Source organism: Halogranum rubrum, assembly GCF_900114455.1.
Lineage (GTDB): Archaea > Halobacteriota > Halobacteria > Halobacteriales > Haloferacaceae > Halogranum > Halogranum rubrum.
The window spans coordinates 952,248-970,444 of the sequence record NZ_FOTC01000001.1; the positions used below are offsets into that span (position 1 = coordinate 952,248).

Below are 18,197 nucleotides of genomic sequence, written 5' to 3' on the forward strand. Positions count from 1 at the left end.
GCGTCCGCTCGGGTAAAAAGATACGCGGAGGTGTGCGCCGTCAGCGTCTCTCGCGGACCGAGAGCGCGAGCATCGACGCGACGAGTGCGACGGACCCCACGGTGATACCGAACCCGGGAATCGTCGTTTGCGTGCGCGAGCGTATCGTCTCGTCCGTCTGTCTCGTCGCGCTCGCCACCTGTGACATCTCCGAGGCCGAGTCGTCCCCGCCGACGACGGCAGTGGCCGTCGCCAACGTCGTCTCGTTGAGCGACACCGAGACGTTCAGCACCGTCCCACTGCGTACCGCAGAGAGGTCGAGTCGTTCGTCGAACCGACCACCCGCTCCGAGCGTCGTCTGCACCGAGAACAGTACGGGCCGTGGGCCGTCGTTGTGGAGTCGGAGGGTGATTTCGGTTCCCGCCGGGAGGTCCACCTGTCCAGCGAACTGTGCGTCCGTGTGCTGGTCGAGAGCCACCGTTCCGTCGGCGGTTTGGTCGTCGAACTGCGTGGTCACGTCGTCGTCGTCCGTCGTGACGGTCCATCCGGCCGCCGATAGGTTCGCCGTGGAGGCGCTCTCACCGAGCGACCCCCGTCCGTCGTCGACGTGGACGACGCGCTCCTCGTAGACGAGGACGTACCGCCCGTCGAGTGGCGTGGTGTCGATGACGGCCGTTCCGCTCGGGTCGAGTGTCACTGTGTCGACGACCTGTCCGAGCGTGTCGTCTTCGCGGACGGTGTAGAGCGTAAAGCTGCGGTCGCTCTCTGCGACCTGCCTGAGACCGGCGTCGGCCGCCGCTTCGACGGCCGTCGCGCCGTCGAACGAGAGCGTCTGTCCCTGCCAAGCGGTCTGTCGGGAGTCCAATCGTACGTCGGCGTCGGCCACGTCGGCGGTCGGTTCCGCTGTGACGACACCACCGGGGAGGAGGACAGCGAGGACCACGAGGGCGGCGAACATCGTGCGTCGGATATCGAATGCGTGTGCCATTGACCTGAGTTGGCGTCCCGCGGTACGTCGATTACCGCGAGAACGGGCCGTACGAACCGGTTGGACGCCTATCATATAGCTGTTGTTCTCGCCCTCGAACAGTCGAGAATAAAATGAGTCCGACTGCTCGTCTCACTGCCGCCGCACGGAGTACGTCGCTCTCGGCGTACAGCATCGAGAAGCGAGAATCGACGTCGAGAACTGAGTCGAGGATCGACCAGTGAGAACGGACACACGAGAACGGAGTGAGAACAGCAATACGAGAACGGAAAACGAGACGCGAAGCGCGTACTGTACGCGGACTCAGCGCTTGCCGAATCGAATCCCGTCCTCGACGAGACGGGCGTTTCGCTCACGGTCGAGGCGGTCTGCCAGCCAGTCGACTTCGTAGAGTTGTGCGACGAGGTCGGCGTAGAGGTTCCGCCACGCGATGGCGTAGATGGGTGACTGCCCCCACGCGCGGAGTTCGGGGACGAACTCGTCGTACGTCTCGAAGTTCGATTCGAGATGTTCGAGTGCGTCGGCGACGGCACCGACGGCCTCACCCTCGTCGTCAGCCTGCTCGATGGCGCGGTTGAGACTCGCTTCGATACCCTCGACCGCTCGCATCATATCCTGCTCTGTGGCTTCGCTGCCTTCCGGTAGCGAGTCCAGAATCGGTCGGGGAACGCCGAGTGAGATGTCGTCCATGTCCGCGAGATTGGTCCGCCCGAGTAAAAAGCCGTGGGAGGCGACGTCGCGAGAGACGGTGTTCGGACACCGAAGCAGTTCGAGTGTTCGTTCGCCGCAGTTCAGACGCTCGCTTCCGTCAGCGACCACCGTGGCACGACGAGTACCGCGACACCGGCGAGTGCGACGAGGTTCAGGGCGGCGAGGACGAGAAAGCCGCCCGTGTAACTCCCCATCGCGTCTCGGAGTGCACCCGTGAGGGCGGGGACCACCAGCGCGGCGACGTTGCCGGCGGCGACCATCGTCGCGATGGCCGTCCCTTCTCTGTCCGTCTCCCTCGTGGCGAGTGCGTACGTCGCGCCGAAGGGGAGCGAGACGGCGACCATCGCCACGAGCGGCAAGGCGAGCAGCAGCGCCGACCCGGACCCGAGTGCGAGCACACCGAATCCAACAGCACCCACCGCCGTCGACCCGGCGAGGAGTCCCTCGTCGCCGACGGGCCACGACCAGACGATGGTGCCGCCGAACGCTCGTCCCAGCGTCGCCATCAGCAGGACGGCGGCGTTCAGCGGACCGACGACGCCGATGTCGGCGTAGTACGCCGTGATGAACGTCGACAGCGTGATGTAGGAGGCGATGACCGCGACGTAGCACAGCGAGGCGACGACGACGGTCGGATGCGTGAGGACGCGCCGAACGCTGTCCGTCGCGGCCGGGTCCGCAGTCGGACTCGTCGCGTCGGTCGATCGGTGACGCCACAAGAGGGCGAGTCCGGGAAGTGCCAGCACGCCGCCGAGGGCGTTCAATCCGACGGGCACGGTGACGAGCGTCGGTGCCGCGAGGAAGCCGATTGCGCCGCCGAGCGTGAGCATCCCGCCGTAGATGCCCTGTTCGCGGGTCGCCGTCCCGCCCGTCGCGAGTCGCGAAATCTGCGTCGCGCCGACGCTGAGGACGAACCCGCCGGTGAGACCCCAGAGGAACCGAAGCGCGAGGAGCGTCCCGAACGTCGTCGCGAAGTCGAGGGCGACGGCGAGGACGGCGTGGACCAGCGTCCCGTAGAGCAACAACTCCGTCGCACCGCGCCGGTCGAGGAGGCGACTCGTCGGCGCTTGCGCGACGACGAACGCGCCGAGTGCCGCGCTCATCAACAGGCCGAAGGCGGCGAACCCGACGCCCAACTCGTCCATGAGCACGCCGGGGACGGCGGCGTAGGCGAAGAGAACGTAGCCGACGCTCGCGACGACGAGATGTGGGGCGAGGCGGAGGCCGCGCGGTGCGCTCACTGCGTGGCCTCTCGAATTGCGTCCCGACCAACCGCGTCCACGTCACACTCCGAAACCATACTGGCTCACAGACGAGAGGGAGTCAAAACAGTTCGCGAGTCAGCAGTCGCCGCCGGGTTCGACTTCGTCGAAGCGGATGTCAGTTCCAGAGGCGAGTCGTCGCCACCAACGGCGGATGTCGCGTGAGACGTCAGCCACGGGACGAGCACGTCGCCGAGTCGCCGATGCGCTTCGTCGTATGAGAGTGGCGCAGGCGAATCACCGCGTTGGCCGCGATACGAACCGAACTGGGTGTGGTTCATCCCTTGCACTTCGTGGGTCGTCGAATCCGGGGGGAGTCGAGTCGTCGCCTTCTGGTAGCTCTCTCGGTTGAGGACGGTATCTGCACTCCCGGTGACGCTGAGGACGGCGAACGACTCGTCGCTCACGTCGTCGTTGCAGTAGGAGGCGAACAAGACGAGACCCTGCACGTCGTTCGAATCAGCGTACTGACAGGCAGCGACACCACCGAGTGAATGGCCTCCGACGAACCACGTCCGAATACTGGGATGCTGCGACCGAACGCTCCCAGCGGCGTCGGCGTCGAGAAGTGCAAGGTTGAGTGGCATCTCCGGGACGAACACCGTGACGTTCGCCTGTCTCACCACCGGTGCGAACGTGCTGTAGTAGGCGTCCGGAGCGACACGCGCACCAGGATAGAAGACGACTCCGACGGTCGAGTCGGCGTTCGCTGGAGCGAGAACGTGGACTCCGTCTTCGGTTGTCACGGTCACGCTGGGGTCGTCTACGACCTGTTGAATCGACGACGACCCGTGATACGGCATCGAGAAGTAGAGCGCGACACCACTGCTCGCGAGAACCAACACCACGACCACGACGACTACTCCTCGTTTCCACCGGTTCATGTCCGAGCTAATAGCGTTCCCGTACGACTAACAACTGTTCGGTGGCTCTCCTTGGCGTCACGCTTCGACGCACTCGGTTACTGTCAGTGAGGAGCGCCCCGCCGCGAACAAGGGTTCGACGTGCGCTACTCTCGATGCAGTCGCACGTCACGGCCGAGTCGGTTGCGGCTATCGAGAGAGGCGACGCGAGTGTTACGTCACGGAGAACGACCTAACACTCGTCTTCGTCGACGTCGACGCCGCCGTCTCCGTCGCTTCCGTCGCTTCCGTCGCTTCCGTTGCTCTCATCTCCGCCTTCGGTTCCGTCGTCCCCGTCGGTCTGCGACGCCACCGTGACGGTGAACTGGTACTGGTGTTCCTCCGGGTCCGGCGCGATGTCGGCGTCGTCCGGTCGGATGTAGATGTAGTACTGTCCGGGTTCGCCCGCGTACTCTTCGACGTCGCCAGTCGACTCGCCGCTCGGCGTCCGGAGCCTGTAGTCGTAGTTCAGCGTCGCGTCCTCGGGCGAGGTGAGACTCCAGTCGATACTGACCGTCTCTCCCTGTTCGACGGGGAACGTGTACCAGTCTTGGTCGTAGGTTCCGGTGAGCGTGTCGGTCACCTGCTCGCCGGATTCGATTTCGGTCGCGTTCTGTCGCTGGTCGTCGCCGTCTTCACTGCCGCTGTCGACGAGCGTACGCGTCTTCGCCAGTACTGCGTCGGCATCGTCGCCGCCCGTCGTTCCGGCGATGACGACGCTCTCGTCGTACAGGCTGACGAGTGCGTGTGCCTCGCCGTCGTAGTCTTCGAACCGCTGTTTTACCCCCTCACTGTCCGTCTGGAGGAGGCCGAACTCGTCCGTCGAGAGGACGAAGTCGTCGTTCGTGAGTTCGGTGACGGCGCTCGCACTGTCGGCGTCGATAGCGTCGTACTGCGTCGTGAACCGAACCGTTCCGTCCAGCGCGTACCGGGTGAGGTACGGTGAGAACCCGCCGCTGCCGACGACGCTGCCGGTGCTGAGGATGTCGCCGTCTGCGGTGAGATAGACGTCTTCGGCCTCACCTTCTCGGGGCGCGGTGCTCCACTCTTCGTTCCCCTCGCTGTCCGTCTTCACGGTCCAGTTTCCGTTGAGGTCCAGGTACCCGGCGAGTGCGTAGCCAGCGTCGCGCGTCGCGACGACTGCGTTGAAGTAACTCGGGCCAACGTCCGTCCGGTAGTTCTTCGTCCACTCGACGTCCCCGTCCATCGTGAGTTTCGCCAGCATCGGGTAGACGTCCGCATCCGAGTCCATCTGGAGGCCCACGACTGCGTACCCGCCGTTGATACTCTGCGTGATGTCGGCGATCTCGGTGCCGAGGTTCGTTCGCCACTGTTCGGTCCCTTCGTCGTCGGCTTTGATGACCACTCCGCCGCTGTCTCCCTCTCCACAGAGGATGTAGCCGACGCTGGCTTTGAGTAGTCCGTGGATTTTCTGGACACCGTCGCCGTCGAACGTCGTGCGCCACTGCACTTCGCCGGCGTCGTTCACCGCGGCGAGATACGCGTCGCTCCCGCTCGATTCCGTGGCCGTCGACCCGGCGAAGACGTAGCCGCCACTGGTGTGGACGACGTCGGTTGCGACGTCGTTCCCGCCGAAGTCGTACGTGCGTCGCCATTCGGTAATCTGGTCGTCCGAAACGTCCGCGAAGTGTGACCCGTTCGTGCGCGTTCTCGATGCGGCGATACCAGAGAGACTCAGTGTGCCCGCTGCAGCACCGAGAAGCTTCAGTGTACTACGCCGGTTGATGTCGTCAGACATACACGAGGGGCTATTCTGGAGAGCCGGAATATTATAAACGGTGTAAATTCTGTTAGTGTCGTATTAAGTAGTACGAAGGTGGTGCTTCGAGTGGACCGTTTACTTCTCTTCGACGTGGCGCACTTCGGCGGCGACGCCTCGCGTCGACTCGGTCATCTCCGGGCCGGACATCTCCGCGCGACCCACGGCGAACGCCTTCGGCCCCTCGATGACGACTTCGTCGCCGGTGCGGATGTCGGCGTCGGCGTCGACGACACCGGGTGCGAGCACCGACCCGTGCGGGGCGAAGTTGTCTATCTCGACGCGCTTCGTCGGGGCGTCGCTCTCCACCCAGTGTTTTGCGCCTTTCAACGTGAAGGAGAGCACGCCGTACTGCGGCACCATCGCCGCGAGTTGCTCGCCCTCGGTGTCGCGGACTTGGAGTTTCGGGTAGCGCGAGGTGGTCTGAATCTCGCTGTCCTCCCAGAGTGCGTCGCCCGCGCCGTCGCCGAACTGGTAGTCGGCGATGGCTTTGATGGTGTTGTACTCCCGCTCTCGCTTCGTGAACTTCAGTTCCCCTTCGAGGGTTCGCATGAGGTTACCGATGGACTCCGTCGTCGTCGGGTGCTCGTCGACGGTGTACTCGAACTCCATGCCTAACTCGGCTTCGACGCGCTCACAGATGTCGCGGTAGCCGTCTTCGGGAACGTGCGCGATGACGCGTGGGTACTCGTTACGCTGGAGATATCGCTTGAGTACTTCGGCGACGAACCTCTTCTCGTCTTCCGACCACTCACCGGTCACGACCGAGTCGTAGTGCTGGGCGGGGTAGGTGAGTTCCAGTTCCTGCGGCACGACGCCGATGGGCGACGTCATCGAGACGGTGTGGGCGCGGAACTGGATGGCGTCGTGGTACTGCGCGTGGCTCTGTGACTCGCTGTAGGGTTTCTTCGCCGAACACGGGACGAGGACGAGCGGGTTCTTGAATCGGTTCTGGTATCGCGTCGTCACGCGCTCGGCGAAGCGCTGAATCTCGACGCGGCGAATCGAATCCGACGTCGCGGCGGCAAGTTCCGAATCGCGGATGACGGGCGTGCGCTCCTCGACGTAGCCGTACTGCTGGTCGAGTTCGCGGAAGGCGGCGGTCAGCCACTGGTCGTGACGCGCCTGCCCCTCGATGTAGTCGCGCAGTCGGCCGTCGCGGATGCGTCGACGGACCACGGCGAGTTCGGTTCGGAGCGCGTTGGCGTTGTGCTCTGCGCAGTCGCGGCGCGTGAACTCCTCGCGCGGGGTCTGACACGCCGGACACGAGCAGGGGAGTTCGTCTAAGTCTTCGAGGAAGTACTCGTTCTCGCTCGTGAGGTACATCCCTTCGAGACCCTTCACCTTCGCCAACTTGGCGTCGACGAGGTCCACACCGGCGTAGACGAGCGTCGCCACGTTCAACGACGTCGCCACACCCGAGAGGTAGAGCGCGGTGTCGGCGGGAAGGGACTCCTTCGCCTCGATAATCGCGTCTTTGAACGCCGACGCGTGGCCGACGAACCCCTGCGCGTCCGAGAGGATGTAGGCGTCGGTGCCAGCGTCGTGTGCGTCGTCGCTGGCGACGACGGCGACGCTCGGGTAGTCCGTCTCCGGGTAGTCGACGCGGAACGACTCTTTCACTTCGTCTGCGGTTCCGGCCGGGAAGGCGCGGTGCGGCAGGACGGTCAGTACCGAGTCGTCACCCTCCGGAACCTCGCGCTCTTCGCTCCAGAGACTGCCGGCGTCTTCGACGTGGTCGTCGGCGAGCGCCGGCGTCGTCACCGGCGACGAGAGGCGGAGTTCGCCGATGCGGGCCGCCCCGTCCCGCGAGAGAACCTCGAAATAGTCGGTCATGTCGAGGACTGGGCGACGGAGGGTGAATTATCTTCCCTTGTCGGGTCGAGAGTGTGTGGATTCTTGACGGACGAGTCCATCTTCCCGACGATGCCCTCCACGTCTCGACGCCGACTGCTCGCGCTCGCCGCTTCTGGTGGTCTCGGTGCACTCGGTGGCTACGGCTACGCCGTCCGCGACGACCCACAACGAAATCCACTCCGCGACGCCGACTGCGACCCCGCACCGCTCACGTCGGTACCGACGGAGTGGCCCTATCCAGGCTACGACGCCAATCGAACGGGTGCTGCACCCGCCGAGAGCGCGCCGGACGAGTCGCTTACCGAGCGATGGCACGCCGAGACGGAGAAGGGTGCTATCGGCCAACCCGTCGCCGCCAACGGCCTCGTCTTCGTCTGCTTCGCGCCGGACTTCGGCGGCGACGATGCGGTACAGATGCTTCGCGCCTACGACTTGCAGACGGGAGAGGAACGCTGGCGACAGCGACTCGCACCGGACTACTTCGACCGGTTCCCGCCAGTCGTCGCCCTCGGCGACAGTCTCTACACGATTCGAGAGGTAGACGGCACGGACGTGGTTGCTGCACTCGCGATGAGCGACGGGTCGATTCGCTGGCAACGGTCGCCGAGGCTGAACGCGCTCTTGGAGAGTGACGCCCGATACGCCCCCGAACTGACCGTCTTCGACGGCCACGTCTACAGCCTCGTCGAAGGTGTCGGACCGAGCGGTGACCGAACGTTTGTCCAACTTCTCCATCCGCAGACTGGAGACGAGTGTCGTCGGATGTCGTTGCCAACAGATGACCTCTCGTCGCCCGTCTTTGCCGACGGGTTCGCGGCGTTCGCCGAGTGGGGTGACGCAGTGGTCGGTGTCGAGCGAACGACTCGCGAGGTGGCGTGGCGAACGACGTTCGACACTGGCACAGTCCGTCTCTCCGCTGCCGAAGACCGACTCTACGTCTCAGGGTTCGACGGCATCTTCGCGGCGCTGTCCCCGGCAGATGGAGAGAGACTGTGGACACACGAGACGACCCACTATCTCCCCGGCGGAACTGAGGGAGACAAAGAGTACGCCCTCCCGACGCTGGAAGTCGGCGTTGTCATAGGCGAACTACTTGTACTCCGTGAGCGAGTGTACAGCGATTACTCCGACCGGATGAAAGCACTCGACGCCGAAACGGGTGAGGTTCAGTGGACGTACACCCCCGACCACCCGGCCGGCGAGGTACGTCTCTCACGCCCGGTTGCGGCAGGAAGCCGCGTGTACGCTACCGAACTCGACTACCAGAGTGACCGCTGGCGACTCGTCCAACTCGGCTTCGACGATGGCGATAGACTGGAGTCCGTCGAACTGGCCGGAATCCCGACGCTCCGAGCGACCCCCATCGTCACCGACAGTACTGTCGTCGTCCCGACGAACCGTGGCTTGCAGGCGTTCGGCGGGGAGTGACCGATTCAGCTACCCGGTCTGGTGGATTTTTGGGTCCGCCACTCGTAGCAGTAACATGGAACCGCAGGATACGGTCGAGTTCTCGGGCGTCTGGTCCCCCGACGAGGTCGAGCAGTTTCTCACCGAGACGACCGTGCCGATTCGGGTCTCCTGTCGGACGCCCAGCGACGACCTCTGGATGTTGTCGCTGTGGTACGAGTACGCCGACGGCGAGTTCCGGTGTGCGACAGGAGCGGATGCCGACATCGTCGAGTTCCTCCGGTCGACGGCTGACGTGGCCTTCGAGGTATCGACGAACGACCCGCCATACCGCGGCGTCCGTGGCCGCGGGACGGCCTCACTCGGCCCCGACCACGACAAAGCGCAGTTGAAGCGCCTGCTGAACCGCTATCTCGGCGGCACCGACAGTTCGCTCGCCGAGTCGTTGCTCTCCCCCGATAGAGCGGAAGTCCGCATCCGAATCTCCCCCGAGAAGCTCTACAGTTGGGACTTCAGCGAGCGAATGCGCGACTTCGAGAGCGACTGAGAGTCGTCCGCCGCGATGTGGACAGCGCAGCGCGAAAGTGCAGATTCGGCGGAGACGCCGGCCGAGTCACCGACTCGCGACCGACTCCGACGACTCGTTGGTCGGTGGCAACGCCTCGACACCGTCGTCCTCCGTGAAGTCGAGACGACCCCGAGCACCGCCGTTGGGGCTCTCTTCGAGCACGACGTTCCATCCGTGCGCGTTGGCGTTCTCAGCGACGATGGCGAGTCCCAGTCCGGTTCCCCCGTTGCCGGAGACACCGAGGTCGAGAAGTCCTTCGTGGTCCTCCGGAAAGCCGTCTCCGTCGTCGTCGATGGCTACCCCATCGCCGACGTCGCGAACGGTCACCGTCGTACTCGGAGCACCGTGCTCGACCGAGTCGTCGGACTGCGTCCGACTGCCCGTGGAGCCATGCTCCACCGAGTTCCGAAACAGGTTCTCGAACAATCTCCGAATCAGCCCTTCGTCGGCGTGTACGGTTCGGTCGGTTTCGACGACGAGCGCTGCGTCGCCCGTCTCGACTGTCTCCCACGCCCGCCGTACGAGCGAGGCGAGCGAGAGAGGGGTTCGGTCGAGGTTCGTCGACCGTTGGGTGGTCAGCGTCAGGACGTCGTCGACGAGGCCGTCCATCCGGTCGAGTGCGTCGTCGAGTCGGTCGAAGTGTTCGTCTGCGCCGGTCTGCCGTGCGAGTTCGGCGTACCCGGTGGCGACGTTCAGCGGGTTGCGCAGGTCGTGCGAGAAGAACCGTGCGAGGTTGGTGAGTTGCTCGTTACGGGCGGCGAGTTCCTGCTCCGCTGCCACCCGCTCGGTGATGTCCCGTGTCGTCCCGACGACACCAGAGAGTCGGTCCTCGTCGAGTCGCGTCAGTCTCACTTCGACGGTTCGCTCCCCGTCGTTCGGGAGTGCCAACGTCATCTCGACGCGCGCCGTCTCGCGCTCACCGTCGAGAATCTCTCGGGTCATGGTCTGATAGTGGTCCAACTCCGACTGCGACATGATGCCCATCTCGACGAACACGTCGGGTGCGTCCGACTCGAGGCGGTCGGTGTCCATGTCGTGGACGACAGAGCTTCGACTGTTGAAGTAGACGCGCTCGCCCGTCTCGTCGATGATGTGTGCACCGTCGAGCATCGTCTCGACGATTGCCCGGTAGTGTTCGAACCGGTCCGCTCGGGCGGTCTGTCGCGAGCGAGTTTCGACGGCGTCGGATACGCGAGCGCGGAGTCGGTCGTAGTCGTCTTCGGTGCCAGTATTCGGGAGGTAGCCGTCGACGCCGGCGGCGAGTGCGTCCCCGGCCAACTGTTCGTCGCCGTGAGCGGTGAAGAAGACGACTGACGTGGTCTCGTCTTTCCGGACTACGTCCGCGAGGGCGAACGCGTCGACACTCGGTGGTCGGTGCTCGGTGACGATACAATCGATAGATGAGTCTGTGGTCTCGTCGAGTCGGTCGAGTGCGGCGTCGGTGTCGGATGCGGTGAGGACGGAGAACTCGTCGGCCTGCTGGAGGGCTGAGGTGGTTCGGGTGAGGGTGTCTGTGTCGGCGTCGACGACGAGCACCCGGAACTGCCGAGTCATCTCTTACAAACATTCTGGCGAAGCGATATAAATTGTCGCACACCGGAGACAGACGGTCTCTCGTGTGTCGCTAGACGTTTTCGACGCCCGTCTCGCTCATTTCGTCAGACTCCTCGTCGTCAGTATCGGAATCAGCGTCGGCGTGACCTGCACTCGTGAGGTCGTCCAGCGCGACGCTCTCGGGAAGCGCCGACAGCGCCACGTCGGGCCAGTCGTCGTGCGCGAAGGTGAACGTCACGTCGGGGTTCGCGTCGACGAGGCGAGCGACGCCGTCGGCAGCGGCGAGATAGGCGTCCGTGTCGATACGCTCCGGAACCTCCGCGGTGAGCGGGTACGTCTCCGAGAGTGCACGCGGGAACGGCCCGAACGGCGGGACGACCCGCCAGACGGCGTCGTAGTCGTGTTCCTTCGGTGTGCCGCCCTGTGTGAGTAGCACGTCGCCGGAGATGGAGAGTCGATCCAGTCGCTCGTGGTGGCGCAGGACTTCGGGTCGGCGGGCGCTCTCGTTCGAGAGATAGAAGAACGAGCCCTTGGAGACGCGGTCCTCGCGTTCGAGTTGGTCGGCGTGTTCGAGTAGCGCGCGGTAGCCGTCGAGCATCGCCGGATGCCCGCGAGCGCGCGTCTCGACGAGTTCGAGGAGGTTGCCTGCGCGAATCGCCTGCTTGATGCGGCGAATCTCCTCGAAGGTGACGTGGAGGTTGTGCTCGGCGAGCAGGCGTTCCGTCGTCTCTTCGTCGAACCCGCGGACGTCCTCGGGGGTGTGCTCCGCACAGACCGGACACGAGCAGGGGAAGTAGTCGAGTTCTTCCAGATGTTCGGTGCTCTGGACGGTCAGATATCGTCCGTCGCGCGCGTAGAGCGCGTATGCGGCGGAGTCGAACAGGTCACAGCCCATGGCGACGGCGAGTGCGAACATCATCGGGTGGCCCGCGCCGAAGAGATGCACCGGACAGTCCGCCCCGAGTCCGCGTTTCGCACCGGCGACGACGTCGACCATGTCGTCGTAGCGGTAGGCGTTCATCAGCGGGACGACGGCACCGACGGGGAACACGTCGAGGTCCGTCGTCGCGGCGTGGCGGCCTGCCTCCTCTCGGAGGTCCGGATAGGTCGACCCCTGGACGGGCGCGTTGACGAGCATGTCGCCGGTGTCGATGGCTTCGGCGTCGGCGAGCGCCTCCTGTGTGACTTCGAGGTCTCCCTCGGCCTGTTCGCGGGAGACGTCCGGCGGCGTCGGAATGTCGACGGGCGTGCCGATGTCGGAGCCGATGTCCAACTGGAACTGGATAATCTCCTCCGTCGTGACTTCGATTTCGCCGTACTCGGCGAGTTGGAACGACCCGGAGTCGGTCATGATGGCTCCCGAGAAGTCGAGCATCTCGTGGAGGCCGACGTCGAGCGCCCGCTCGTGGAGGCGCTCGGTCTGGCGGATGATGTAGGAGTTCGTGATGAGAATCTCCGCGCCGAACTCGGATTCGAGTCGGGCGGGTGAGATTGTCTGCAGGTTCGGGTTGACGACGGGCAGCAGTGCCGGTGTCTCGACGGTGACGCCGGCACGAGGGACGGTGAGTTGGCCGATACGGCCGCCCACGTCGCCGTCGCGTACCTCGAAGCAATCGCGCATGGGGCTGAGTTTCCAGTCGCCGGCGGTAAGAGTTACGTTCGGCCGGCACTGGAGCGGCCGGGCGAAGCGTTACGTTCGACCGGCACCGAAGCAGTCGCTTCTCAGACTGCTGTCGACGACCCGAGATGCTCTACACCTTCGTCGGCCAGCCACTGGAGGAACCGTTCGACGGTGTCGGGGTCGGGCGTCCGATAGACGGCGGCCGTCTCGTCGTCGTCGCCGACGTGGATACTGACGCCTGCCGGTTCGATGGCCCGGAAGGCGTGTTCGTCCGTGGTGTCGTCGCCGAGGTACATCGTCGTCCACGTCTTCGGAACGTCCGATTTGAAGAACGAGACCGCCTGTCCTTTGTCCCACGGGACGGCGGGAGCGAGTTCGATGACGGCTTTTCCCGTCGACACCTCGATACGGTCCGGTGCGAGTTCGTCGACGACGTCCTCGACGGCCCGCCGAATCTCCGGTGTGTCGTTCAGGTCGGCCTGCCGATGGTGGACCGTCGCGGTGACGCCTTTGTTCTCGACGAAACAGCCGTCGATGTGGCCGACGCGTTGCGTTATCGCCTCGCAGGCGGTTCGAATCTCCGAGGCTTGCTTCTCGGCGACGGGGTGGACGGTCGTCTCGCCCCGGTAGGCGAGTTCGAGACCGTGGTTTCCGGCGTAGGAGACGTTTTCGAGGCCGACGCGCGCTCGAAGGTCGTCGAGTGCGCGACCGCTGACGACGGCGACGGCGACGTTCGGACGAGCGTGGAGTCGGTCGAGCGAGGTCCGGTTCTGCGGGCGCATCTCCGGTGCGTCCGGGTCGGCGACGATACCGGTGAGAGTTCCGTCGAAGTCGGTACAGAGCAGGAGACCCTTCGCGTCCTCCAGTCGCCCGGCGACAGTCTGTTGGAGCTCTCGAAGGTCGGACTCGCGTGTGTCCGCGGAAGTGGAGTCGTCGCTCATCGTGTCTGGGAGTTCTCTGACGCCTCGGCGTCCCGCTGTCGTTTCACATCGCGGGCAGTGGTGAGGCTGTCCTCCAACCACGCGAAGAGGTCGTACTCCTCGACTGTGTCTCGTAGTCGACGCATCCGTTCGCCCCGTTCGTCGTCCTCCATCGTCAGCGCGTACTGAAGTTGCTCCACGAACTCGTCGATATCGCGGGGGTTGATGGTCACCGCGTCGTCACCGAACTCCTCGTGTGCGCCCGCCTGATTCGAGAGAATCAGGACGCCGTCTTCGTCGTGTTGGGCGGCGACGTACTCCTTGGCGACGAGATTCATCCCGTCGCGGAGCGGACTCACGAGCGCCACGTCGCTGTGTCGACACAGACCGTACAGGTCTGTCTCGGAGAGCATCTCTTCGGTGTAGATGACTGGTTGCCAGTCGTCGGTCCCGAAGCGACGGTTGATTCTGGCGACGGCTTCCTCGACTTCCTCCTGTAGTTCTTTGTAGTCGGAGATACGCGAGCGACTCGGACTTCCCTTCTGGAAGAACGTGAGTTCGCCGCGCCACTCGGGGTGTTCCTCCCACAGTCGCGCGAGGGCGTCGAGTCGCTCCGGAATCCCTTTGGTGTAGTCGAGACGGTCGATGCCGACGGCGACTTGGACGCCGTCGCCGATGCCGTACGAGTCTCGGAACTCGCCCCACCACTCGTCGTCGGCCTCGGCGCTCTTCGAGGCGATGTCGTCGAAGTCGACGCTCAGTGGGAACGACTCCACGTAGGTGGTGTGGCCGTCGTAACGAACCTTCTTTCCGTCCAAGTCGACGAACGCCGTCTCGAACGCTTCGTCGACGCAGTGGAGAAAGTTCTCGCAGTACGAGTCGGTGTGGAACCCGAGGAGGTCGTTGCCGAGCAGTCCGTCGAGTACCTCTTCGTGGTTCGGTAGCGACCGGACACTGTCCCACGACGGCCACGGGATGTGCCAGAAGTGCATGAGGAACGCCTCGGGGAGTTCCTCTCGCACCATCCGAGGAGCGAGTCCGAAGTGGTAATCTTGGAACCAGATGAGCGAGTCATCGTCGTACTGTTCGACGACTGCGTCGGCGAACGTCTCGTTGACGTCGCGATACGTGGTCCAAAACTCGTTTGCGAACTTCGTCTTCCACATCCCGCCGTGGCAGACGGGCCAGAGAACTTGGTTGCTGTAGCCGTAGTAGTAATCTTCGACCTCTTCTTCGGTGAGCCACACTCGTTTGAGCGTGTACGCCTCGGATTCGGGGGGAACCCGAACACAGTCGTCCTCGTCCACTATCTCTTCGTCGGCGTCGCCGTCGCCCCACGCGACCCACGTCCCGTCGGTCTTCTGCATGACGGGGTCGATACCGGCCGTCAGTCCACCAGCAGGGCGGTCGACGGTGATCGTTCCGTCGTCGTCGTAGCTGTGTTTGTACGGTTGCCGATTCGAGACGACGAGAAGTGAGTCTCCGCCGAGAGCTGATTCGATATCTGTGGAAATGTCCGTGTTTGTTACCATTTCGGTGAACTCAGTTAGGAGAGGTTACGTGGCAATCACACAAATGGATACGGGCCAACCCGAATGAAAGAAGATGTGTGAATGGTCACTCTGTCTTTCTGATTTATGCTCTCAGACGACGTGTACTGGCTATGGCATTCGAGTGGAATCTGTCCGACGACCACCTTGATACCGGCGACGTCGACGAGCGCTTCGAGTACTACTCGACGACGATAGACGACTGGTTCGAGACGACCGACGACGACGTCCGTGGATTCGGCGGCGACGGCCCCGAGTTCGACGTGGACGGGAAATCTGAGCAGTCTCCCATCTACCTTCCCGACTCGCGACACTCGGACCAGACTGCCCCACGGGTCCGCCGCACGTACGAGGAGGGTGTCGAAATCTATCCCGGTCGGCGGTCCGTCTGGCGTGTCCCACATCCAGAACTATTCGAAGACGCAACGGAACGCGCGTTCTACCTGTTGTACTTCCCGATAGACATCTATCCGTTCAAGAACGACAGACGGTACTCCCGTGTCGAGTTCGGCATCGAACTCGACGAATCGGACGACGTCGACGCGATGGACCTCTGTCCACAGGACGTGTACGGAAGTGAGCAAGTGACGCGAAAGTACACGCTCCAACCGTCGCTGAAGTTCGCCGAGGTGCAAGCGAGCGTCGGCAGTGCGGAGTGGCAGACGACGTACACGCAACTCCACCCGACGGTCACGATGTTCGGACCGGGCAAGTCGAAGTTCGGGTGGGTGTTCTCGACGGGAACGGGTGAGTCGGTACTCCCCGGCGCTCGACACAACTGGATTCTGCTGAACGCGCCCGCCGACTGCGAGACACTCGACGGAACGTACTACTCCGACGTCGTGTACACGGAGAAGAAGTACGGCTACTACTGGAAGAAGACGGCGTCGGCCGACCGGTCGTTCAGCGTCGCCCTGACCGACGCCGAGGCACTGTCCGAACGGTGGTGGACGAACGCAGGGAACTGAACGACACGTTTGCTATCGCAACTATCGGTTTATACAGAACTTCTTCTTCGACCTACTTCGACGTCGTCAGGTGATACAGTAACTCGTACTCAGCGACGTTCTCTCCCGAGACCAGCACGTCGCGCATGACCGCTTTGTGCGCCTCGTCGATAGCGTGGTCGGACTCTTCGAACGCCTCGTAGACGGCGTCGATGTCGTCGGCTTTCATGAAGTAGACGAGATAGTCACCCTCGTCGTCGCTCTCGACGAACGCCGCCTCCTCGCGCATCCCTTCGTCTCTGAGCGTCGCCAGTGCCTCCGTTTCGCGCTCTCGAATCTCGGTACACCACTCGCGGAGTCGGTCGGTCTCACTGGGTTCGATTCGTTGTTTCGTCAAGACGACGTCGACCATAGAGCTGAATCTACACGAGAGAGAGAAAAGGTAGCCGACCAGACAGCTCTACAGTCAGAGTCGGTCGAGGAACGTCTCGACGGTCCGGTTGAACACGTCCGGATTGTCGAGATTCGAGAGATGGCCTGAATCGGGGATGACACTCGTCGTCGAGTCGTCGATGGACCGGACCAGTCGTTTGTTCTGAGCGACGACGGCTTTCGCCTCGTGGTCACCGTAGAGCACGAGTGTCGGCGCGGTGATGTGGTCGGCGTCTTTCGGGTCCGCTTCGTAGAGTGCGTCGAACACCTTGATGAACTCCCGAATCGGGAAGCTGTCGACTTCCGAGAAGGCGTAGTCGCGCACGTCGTCGTCGAGTGCGAGCCAGTAGGAGCCTTCGATGGCTCTGACGCTCTGGAGGAGCAACCGGAAGGACGCGCCGGACCCGAGCATGCGGAAGGTGGGATAGAGCGAGACCTTCGGGAACATGAACTGCTTCTGTAGATTCGTCATCGGAACGGGTGGCAGCGACTCGACGGTGTCTGCGAGAACCAGTCCGGAGAGTTCGTCGGGATAATTCGTGGCGAACGTCTGGGCGACGAGTCCGCCGAGCGAGAGGCCACAGATGATCGGTTGGTCGACGCCGAGTTCGGAGAGACAGCGCCGAAGGTCGTCGGCGAAGAGGTCGATGGTGTAGTCGCGTTTGTCCGTCGCACCAGTCTCGCCGTGGCCGCGTAAGTCGACGACGACGACGCGGTAGTCGTCGGCGAAGTGGTCTATCTGTGGACCCCACATCGACCCCGAGAGCCACCCACCGTGGACGAGGACGAGTGTCTCCTCGTTCCCGTTCGCTTCACCGTACACGTCCGTGTGCAGCGGAACGTCATCGAGTGTCCGCGCGTCGTCGTTGTCCACAGTGTTGGGTGGATACGTTGCAGTCATCGTCAGAGAAGCACCGCCGCAGACGGTTCAATACTTGGGCCGTACGTGATGACGATGTAGAGCAACGAGAACAGCATCGCGTCGTACGCGCCGTGGATGAGCGCCGGGACGACGATGTTGTCCGTGTACTCGTACGTCACACCGAAGACGAGACTCGGGAGGAACAGGATAGCGATGGTGTTCAACCGAGCGGCAGAAGGCCCCGAGAGCGCGAGGAAGTGAATCGCTGCGAAGAGCGCCGCGGCGATGACGATTGCCGGTGCGGGGCTGAACGCCTCGCGGAGTCGTCGCTGGACGATACCGCGGAACAGAATCTCCTCACCGGGGCCGATGATGAGGAACGACGCCGGGATGAGCACGAGGAGGATTTCAGGCGTCTCCTGTGCCATCTGCGCCGTGGAGTTCGGTGCCGTCTGCGTTCCGAGCGCCTGTATCACGATGCTCGCGACGATGACGAGACCGAACGCGGCGAGGAACCCACCGAAGACGACGAGGAGGTCACGCAGCGACGGTATCCGGACGCCGATATAGTCGAGCGACAGTCCGCGAATTCGGAGATAGGCGAATGCGACACCGCCGAAAGAGACGTACTGGTTGAGAAACAGTGCGAGGAGGATGGTCGCCACCGCCGAGAGCTGTATCCCCAGGAACCGAATCCCCAAGACGACAGCGAAGACGAGGACCAGCGAGACGAGAATCCCTGCGAGTCCAGCACCGACGCCGACGCCGAGGGCGCGCAGTTTGGACGACTGCGTGATGTTCGACATACGTGTCTCCAAGGCCGCCGCCGTCAAATCGGTTCCGTCTGGACGAACGAC

General features: G+C 63.7%; 16 protein-coding genes. 3 read left to right on the forward strand and 13 right to left on the reverse strand.

From position 1 onward, the window contains the following. Window positions 1-40 precede the first annotated feature (40 nt). The 6 genes from BM083_RS04570 to arcS form a co-directional block, all read right to left on the reverse strand. The gene (locus BM083_RS04570; protein ID WP_089866317.1) at window positions 41-967 is read right to left on the reverse strand and encodes a hypothetical protein; all 927 of its coding nucleotides are present in this window, start codon (window positions 965-967) and stop codon (window positions 41-43) included. Window positions 968-1,270: 303 nt separating this feature from the next. Further along, window positions 1,271-1,657, reverse strand: coding sequence for a DUF7971 family protein (locus BM083_RS04575; protein ID WP_089868363.1), 387 nt, complete (start codon window positions 1,655-1,657; stop codon window positions 1,271-1,273). A gap of 101 nt (window positions 1,658-1,758) precedes the next feature. Then, window positions 1,759-2,919 carry an MFS transporter gene (locus tag BM083_RS04580; protein WP_089866321.1) on the reverse strand — a complete coding sequence of 387 codons (1,161 nt, stop codon included), beginning with the start codon at window positions 2,917-2,919 and terminating at the stop codon, window positions 1,759-1,761. A 65-nt stretch (window positions 2,920-2,984) separates the two neighbouring features. Further along, the gene (locus tag BM083_RS04585; RefSeq protein ID WP_245756848.1) at window positions 2,985-3,824 is read right to left on the reverse strand and encodes an alpha/beta hydrolase; all 840 of its coding nucleotides are present in this window, start codon (window positions 3,822-3,824) and stop codon (window positions 2,985-2,987) included. 211 nt (window positions 3,825-4,035) lie between these two features. Further along, window positions 4,036-5,601: a hypothetical protein gene (locus BM083_RS04590; RefSeq protein ID WP_089866324.1), complete on the reverse strand. Its 1,566-nt coding sequence runs from the start codon at window positions 5,599-5,601 to the stop codon at window positions 4,036-4,038. Between the two features lie 99 nt (window positions 5,602-5,700). Continuing rightward, on the reverse strand, window positions 5,701-7,458 hold the full coding sequence (gene arcS / locus BM083_RS04595; protein WP_089866329.1) for an archaeosine synthase subunit alpha: 1,758 nt from the start codon (window positions 7,456-7,458) through the stop codon (window positions 5,701-5,703). A gap of 90 nt (window positions 7,459-7,548) precedes the next feature. Here arcS and BM083_RS04600 point away from each other — a divergent pair, with 90 nt between their 5' ends. Beyond that, window positions 7,549-8,907, forward strand: coding sequence for an outer membrane protein assembly factor BamB family protein (locus BM083_RS04600; protein ID WP_089866333.1), 1,359 nt, complete (start codon window positions 7,549-7,551; stop codon window positions 8,905-8,907). A 55-nt stretch (window positions 8,908-8,962) separates the two neighbouring features. Then, window positions 8,963-9,433 carry a pyridoxamine 5'-phosphate oxidase family protein gene (locus BM083_RS04605; RefSeq protein WP_089866336.1) on the forward strand — a complete coding sequence of 157 codons (471 nt, stop codon included), beginning with the start codon at window positions 8,963-8,965 and terminating at the stop codon, window positions 9,431-9,433. A 66-nt stretch (window positions 9,434-9,499) separates the two neighbouring features. On the opposite strand, the gene BM083_RS04610 is transcribed toward BM083_RS04605, so the two are convergent. The 4 genes from BM083_RS04610 to BM083_RS04625 form a co-directional block, all read right to left on the reverse strand. Next, window positions 9,500-11,008: an ATP-binding response regulator gene (locus BM083_RS04610; RefSeq protein WP_089866339.1), complete on the reverse strand. Its 1,509-nt coding sequence runs from the start codon at window positions 11,006-11,008 to the stop codon at window positions 9,500-9,502. A gap of 70 nt (window positions 11,009-11,078) precedes the next feature. After that, entirely contained in the window at window positions 11,079-12,629 is a 1,551-nt protein-coding gene (gene tgtA, locus BM083_RS04615) for a tRNA guanosine(15) transglycosylase TgtA (RefSeq protein ID WP_089866342.1), read from the reverse strand. Window positions 12,630-12,730: 101 nt separating this feature from the next. Continuing rightward, window positions 12,731-13,570: a trehalose-phosphatase gene (gene otsB, locus BM083_RS04620; RefSeq protein WP_089866346.1), complete on the reverse strand. Its 840-nt coding sequence runs from the start codon at window positions 13,568-13,570 to the stop codon at window positions 12,731-12,733. Next, complete coding sequence (locus BM083_RS04625; RefSeq protein ID WP_089866350.1) at window positions 13,567-15,081, reverse strand: alpha,alpha-trehalose-phosphate synthase (UDP-forming); 1,515 nt, start codon at window positions 15,079-15,081, stop codon at window positions 13,567-13,569. The genes otsB and BM083_RS04625 overlap by 4 nt, the downstream gene beginning before the upstream one ends. Window positions 15,082-15,212: 131 nt before the next feature. Between BM083_RS04625 and BM083_RS04630 the strand changes: the two genes are divergently transcribed. After that, the gene (locus tag BM083_RS04630) at window positions 15,213-16,067 is read left to right on the forward strand and encodes a hypothetical protein (protein ID WP_089866353.1); all 855 of its coding nucleotides are present in this window, start codon (window positions 15,213-15,215) and stop codon (window positions 16,065-16,067) included. 52 nt (window positions 16,068-16,119) lie between these two features. Here BM083_RS04630 and BM083_RS04635 read toward each other — a convergent pair whose 3' ends face one another. From BM083_RS04635 to BM083_RS04645, 3 genes are read right to left on the reverse strand one after another with little or no spacing between them, the layout of a single operon-like run. Beyond that, a complete protein-coding gene (locus tag BM083_RS04635; protein ID WP_089866358.1) occupies window positions 16,120-16,458 on the reverse strand; it encodes a DUF6176 family protein in 339 nt (112 codons plus the stop codon). Window positions 16,459-16,512: 54 nt separating this feature from the next. After that, a complete protein-coding gene (locus tag BM083_RS04640) occupies window positions 16,513-17,379 on the reverse strand; it encodes an alpha/beta fold hydrolase (RefSeq protein ID WP_089866361.1) in 867 nt (288 codons plus the stop codon). Between the two features lie 2 nt (window positions 17,380-17,381). Next, window positions 17,382-18,146, reverse strand: coding sequence for a CPBP family intramembrane glutamic endopeptidase (locus tag BM083_RS04645; RefSeq protein ID WP_089866365.1), 765 nt, complete (start codon window positions 18,144-18,146; stop codon window positions 17,382-17,384). Between the last annotated feature and the right edge of the window lie 51 nt (window positions 18,147-18,197).

Excerpts from the sequence above, each read along its gene's own strand:
- BM083_RS04625 (WP_089866350.1), bottom strand. The coding sequence starts at position 15,081 with ATGGTAACAAACACGGACATTTCCACAGATATCGAATCAGCTCTCGGC.
- BM083_RS04635 (WP_089866358.1), bottom strand. The coding sequence starts at position 16,458 with ATGGTCGACGTCGTCTTGACGAAACAACGAATCGAACCCAGTGAGACC.
- arcS (WP_089866329.1), bottom strand. The coding sequence starts at position 7,458 with ATGACCGACTATTTCGAGGTTCTCTCGCGGGACGGGGCGGCCCGCATC.
- BM083_RS04640 (WP_089866361.1), bottom strand. The coding sequence starts at position 17,379 with ATGACTGCAACGTATCCACCCAACACTGTGGACAACGACGACGCGCGG.
- BM083_RS04630 (WP_089866353.1), top strand. The coding sequence starts at position 15,213 with ATGGCATTCGAGTGGAATCTGTCCGACGACCACCTTGATACCGGCGAC.
- BM083_RS04575 (WP_089868363.1), bottom strand. The coding sequence starts at position 1,657 with ATGGACGACATCTCACTCGGCGTTCCCCGACCGATTCTGGACTCGCTA.
- BM083_RS04645 (WP_089866365.1), bottom strand. The coding sequence starts at position 18,146 with ATGTCGAACATCACGCAGTCGTCCAAACTGCGCGCCCTCGGCGTCGGC.
- BM083_RS04605 (WP_089866336.1), top strand. The coding sequence starts at position 8,963 with ATGGAACCGCAGGATACGGTCGAGTTCTCGGGCGTCTGGTCCCCCGAC.
- BM083_RS04585 (WP_245756848.1), bottom strand. The coding sequence starts at position 3,824 with ATGAACCGGTGGAAACGAGGAGTAGTCGTCGTGGTCGTGGTGTTGGTT.
- BM083_RS04570 (WP_089866317.1), bottom strand. The coding sequence starts at position 967 with ATGGCACACGCATTCGATATCCGACGCACGATGTTCGCCGCCCTCGTG.
- BM083_RS04600 (WP_089866333.1), top strand. The coding sequence starts at position 7,549 with ATGCCCTCCACGTCTCGACGCCGACTGCTCGCGCTCGCCGCTTCTGGT.
- tgtA (WP_089866342.1), bottom strand. The coding sequence starts at position 12,629 with ATGCGCGATTGCTTCGAGGTACGCGACGGCGACGTGGGCGGCCGTATC.
- BM083_RS04590 (WP_089866324.1), bottom strand. The coding sequence starts at position 5,601 with ATGTCTGACGACATCAACCGGCGTAGTACACTGAAGCTTCTCGGTGCT.
- BM083_RS04610 (WP_089866339.1), bottom strand. The coding sequence starts at position 11,008 with ATGACTCGGCAGTTCCGGGTGCTCGTCGTCGACGCCGACACAGACACC.
- otsB (WP_089866346.1), bottom strand. The coding sequence starts at position 13,570 with ATGAGCGACGACTCCACTTCCGCGGACACACGCGAGTCCGACCTTCGA.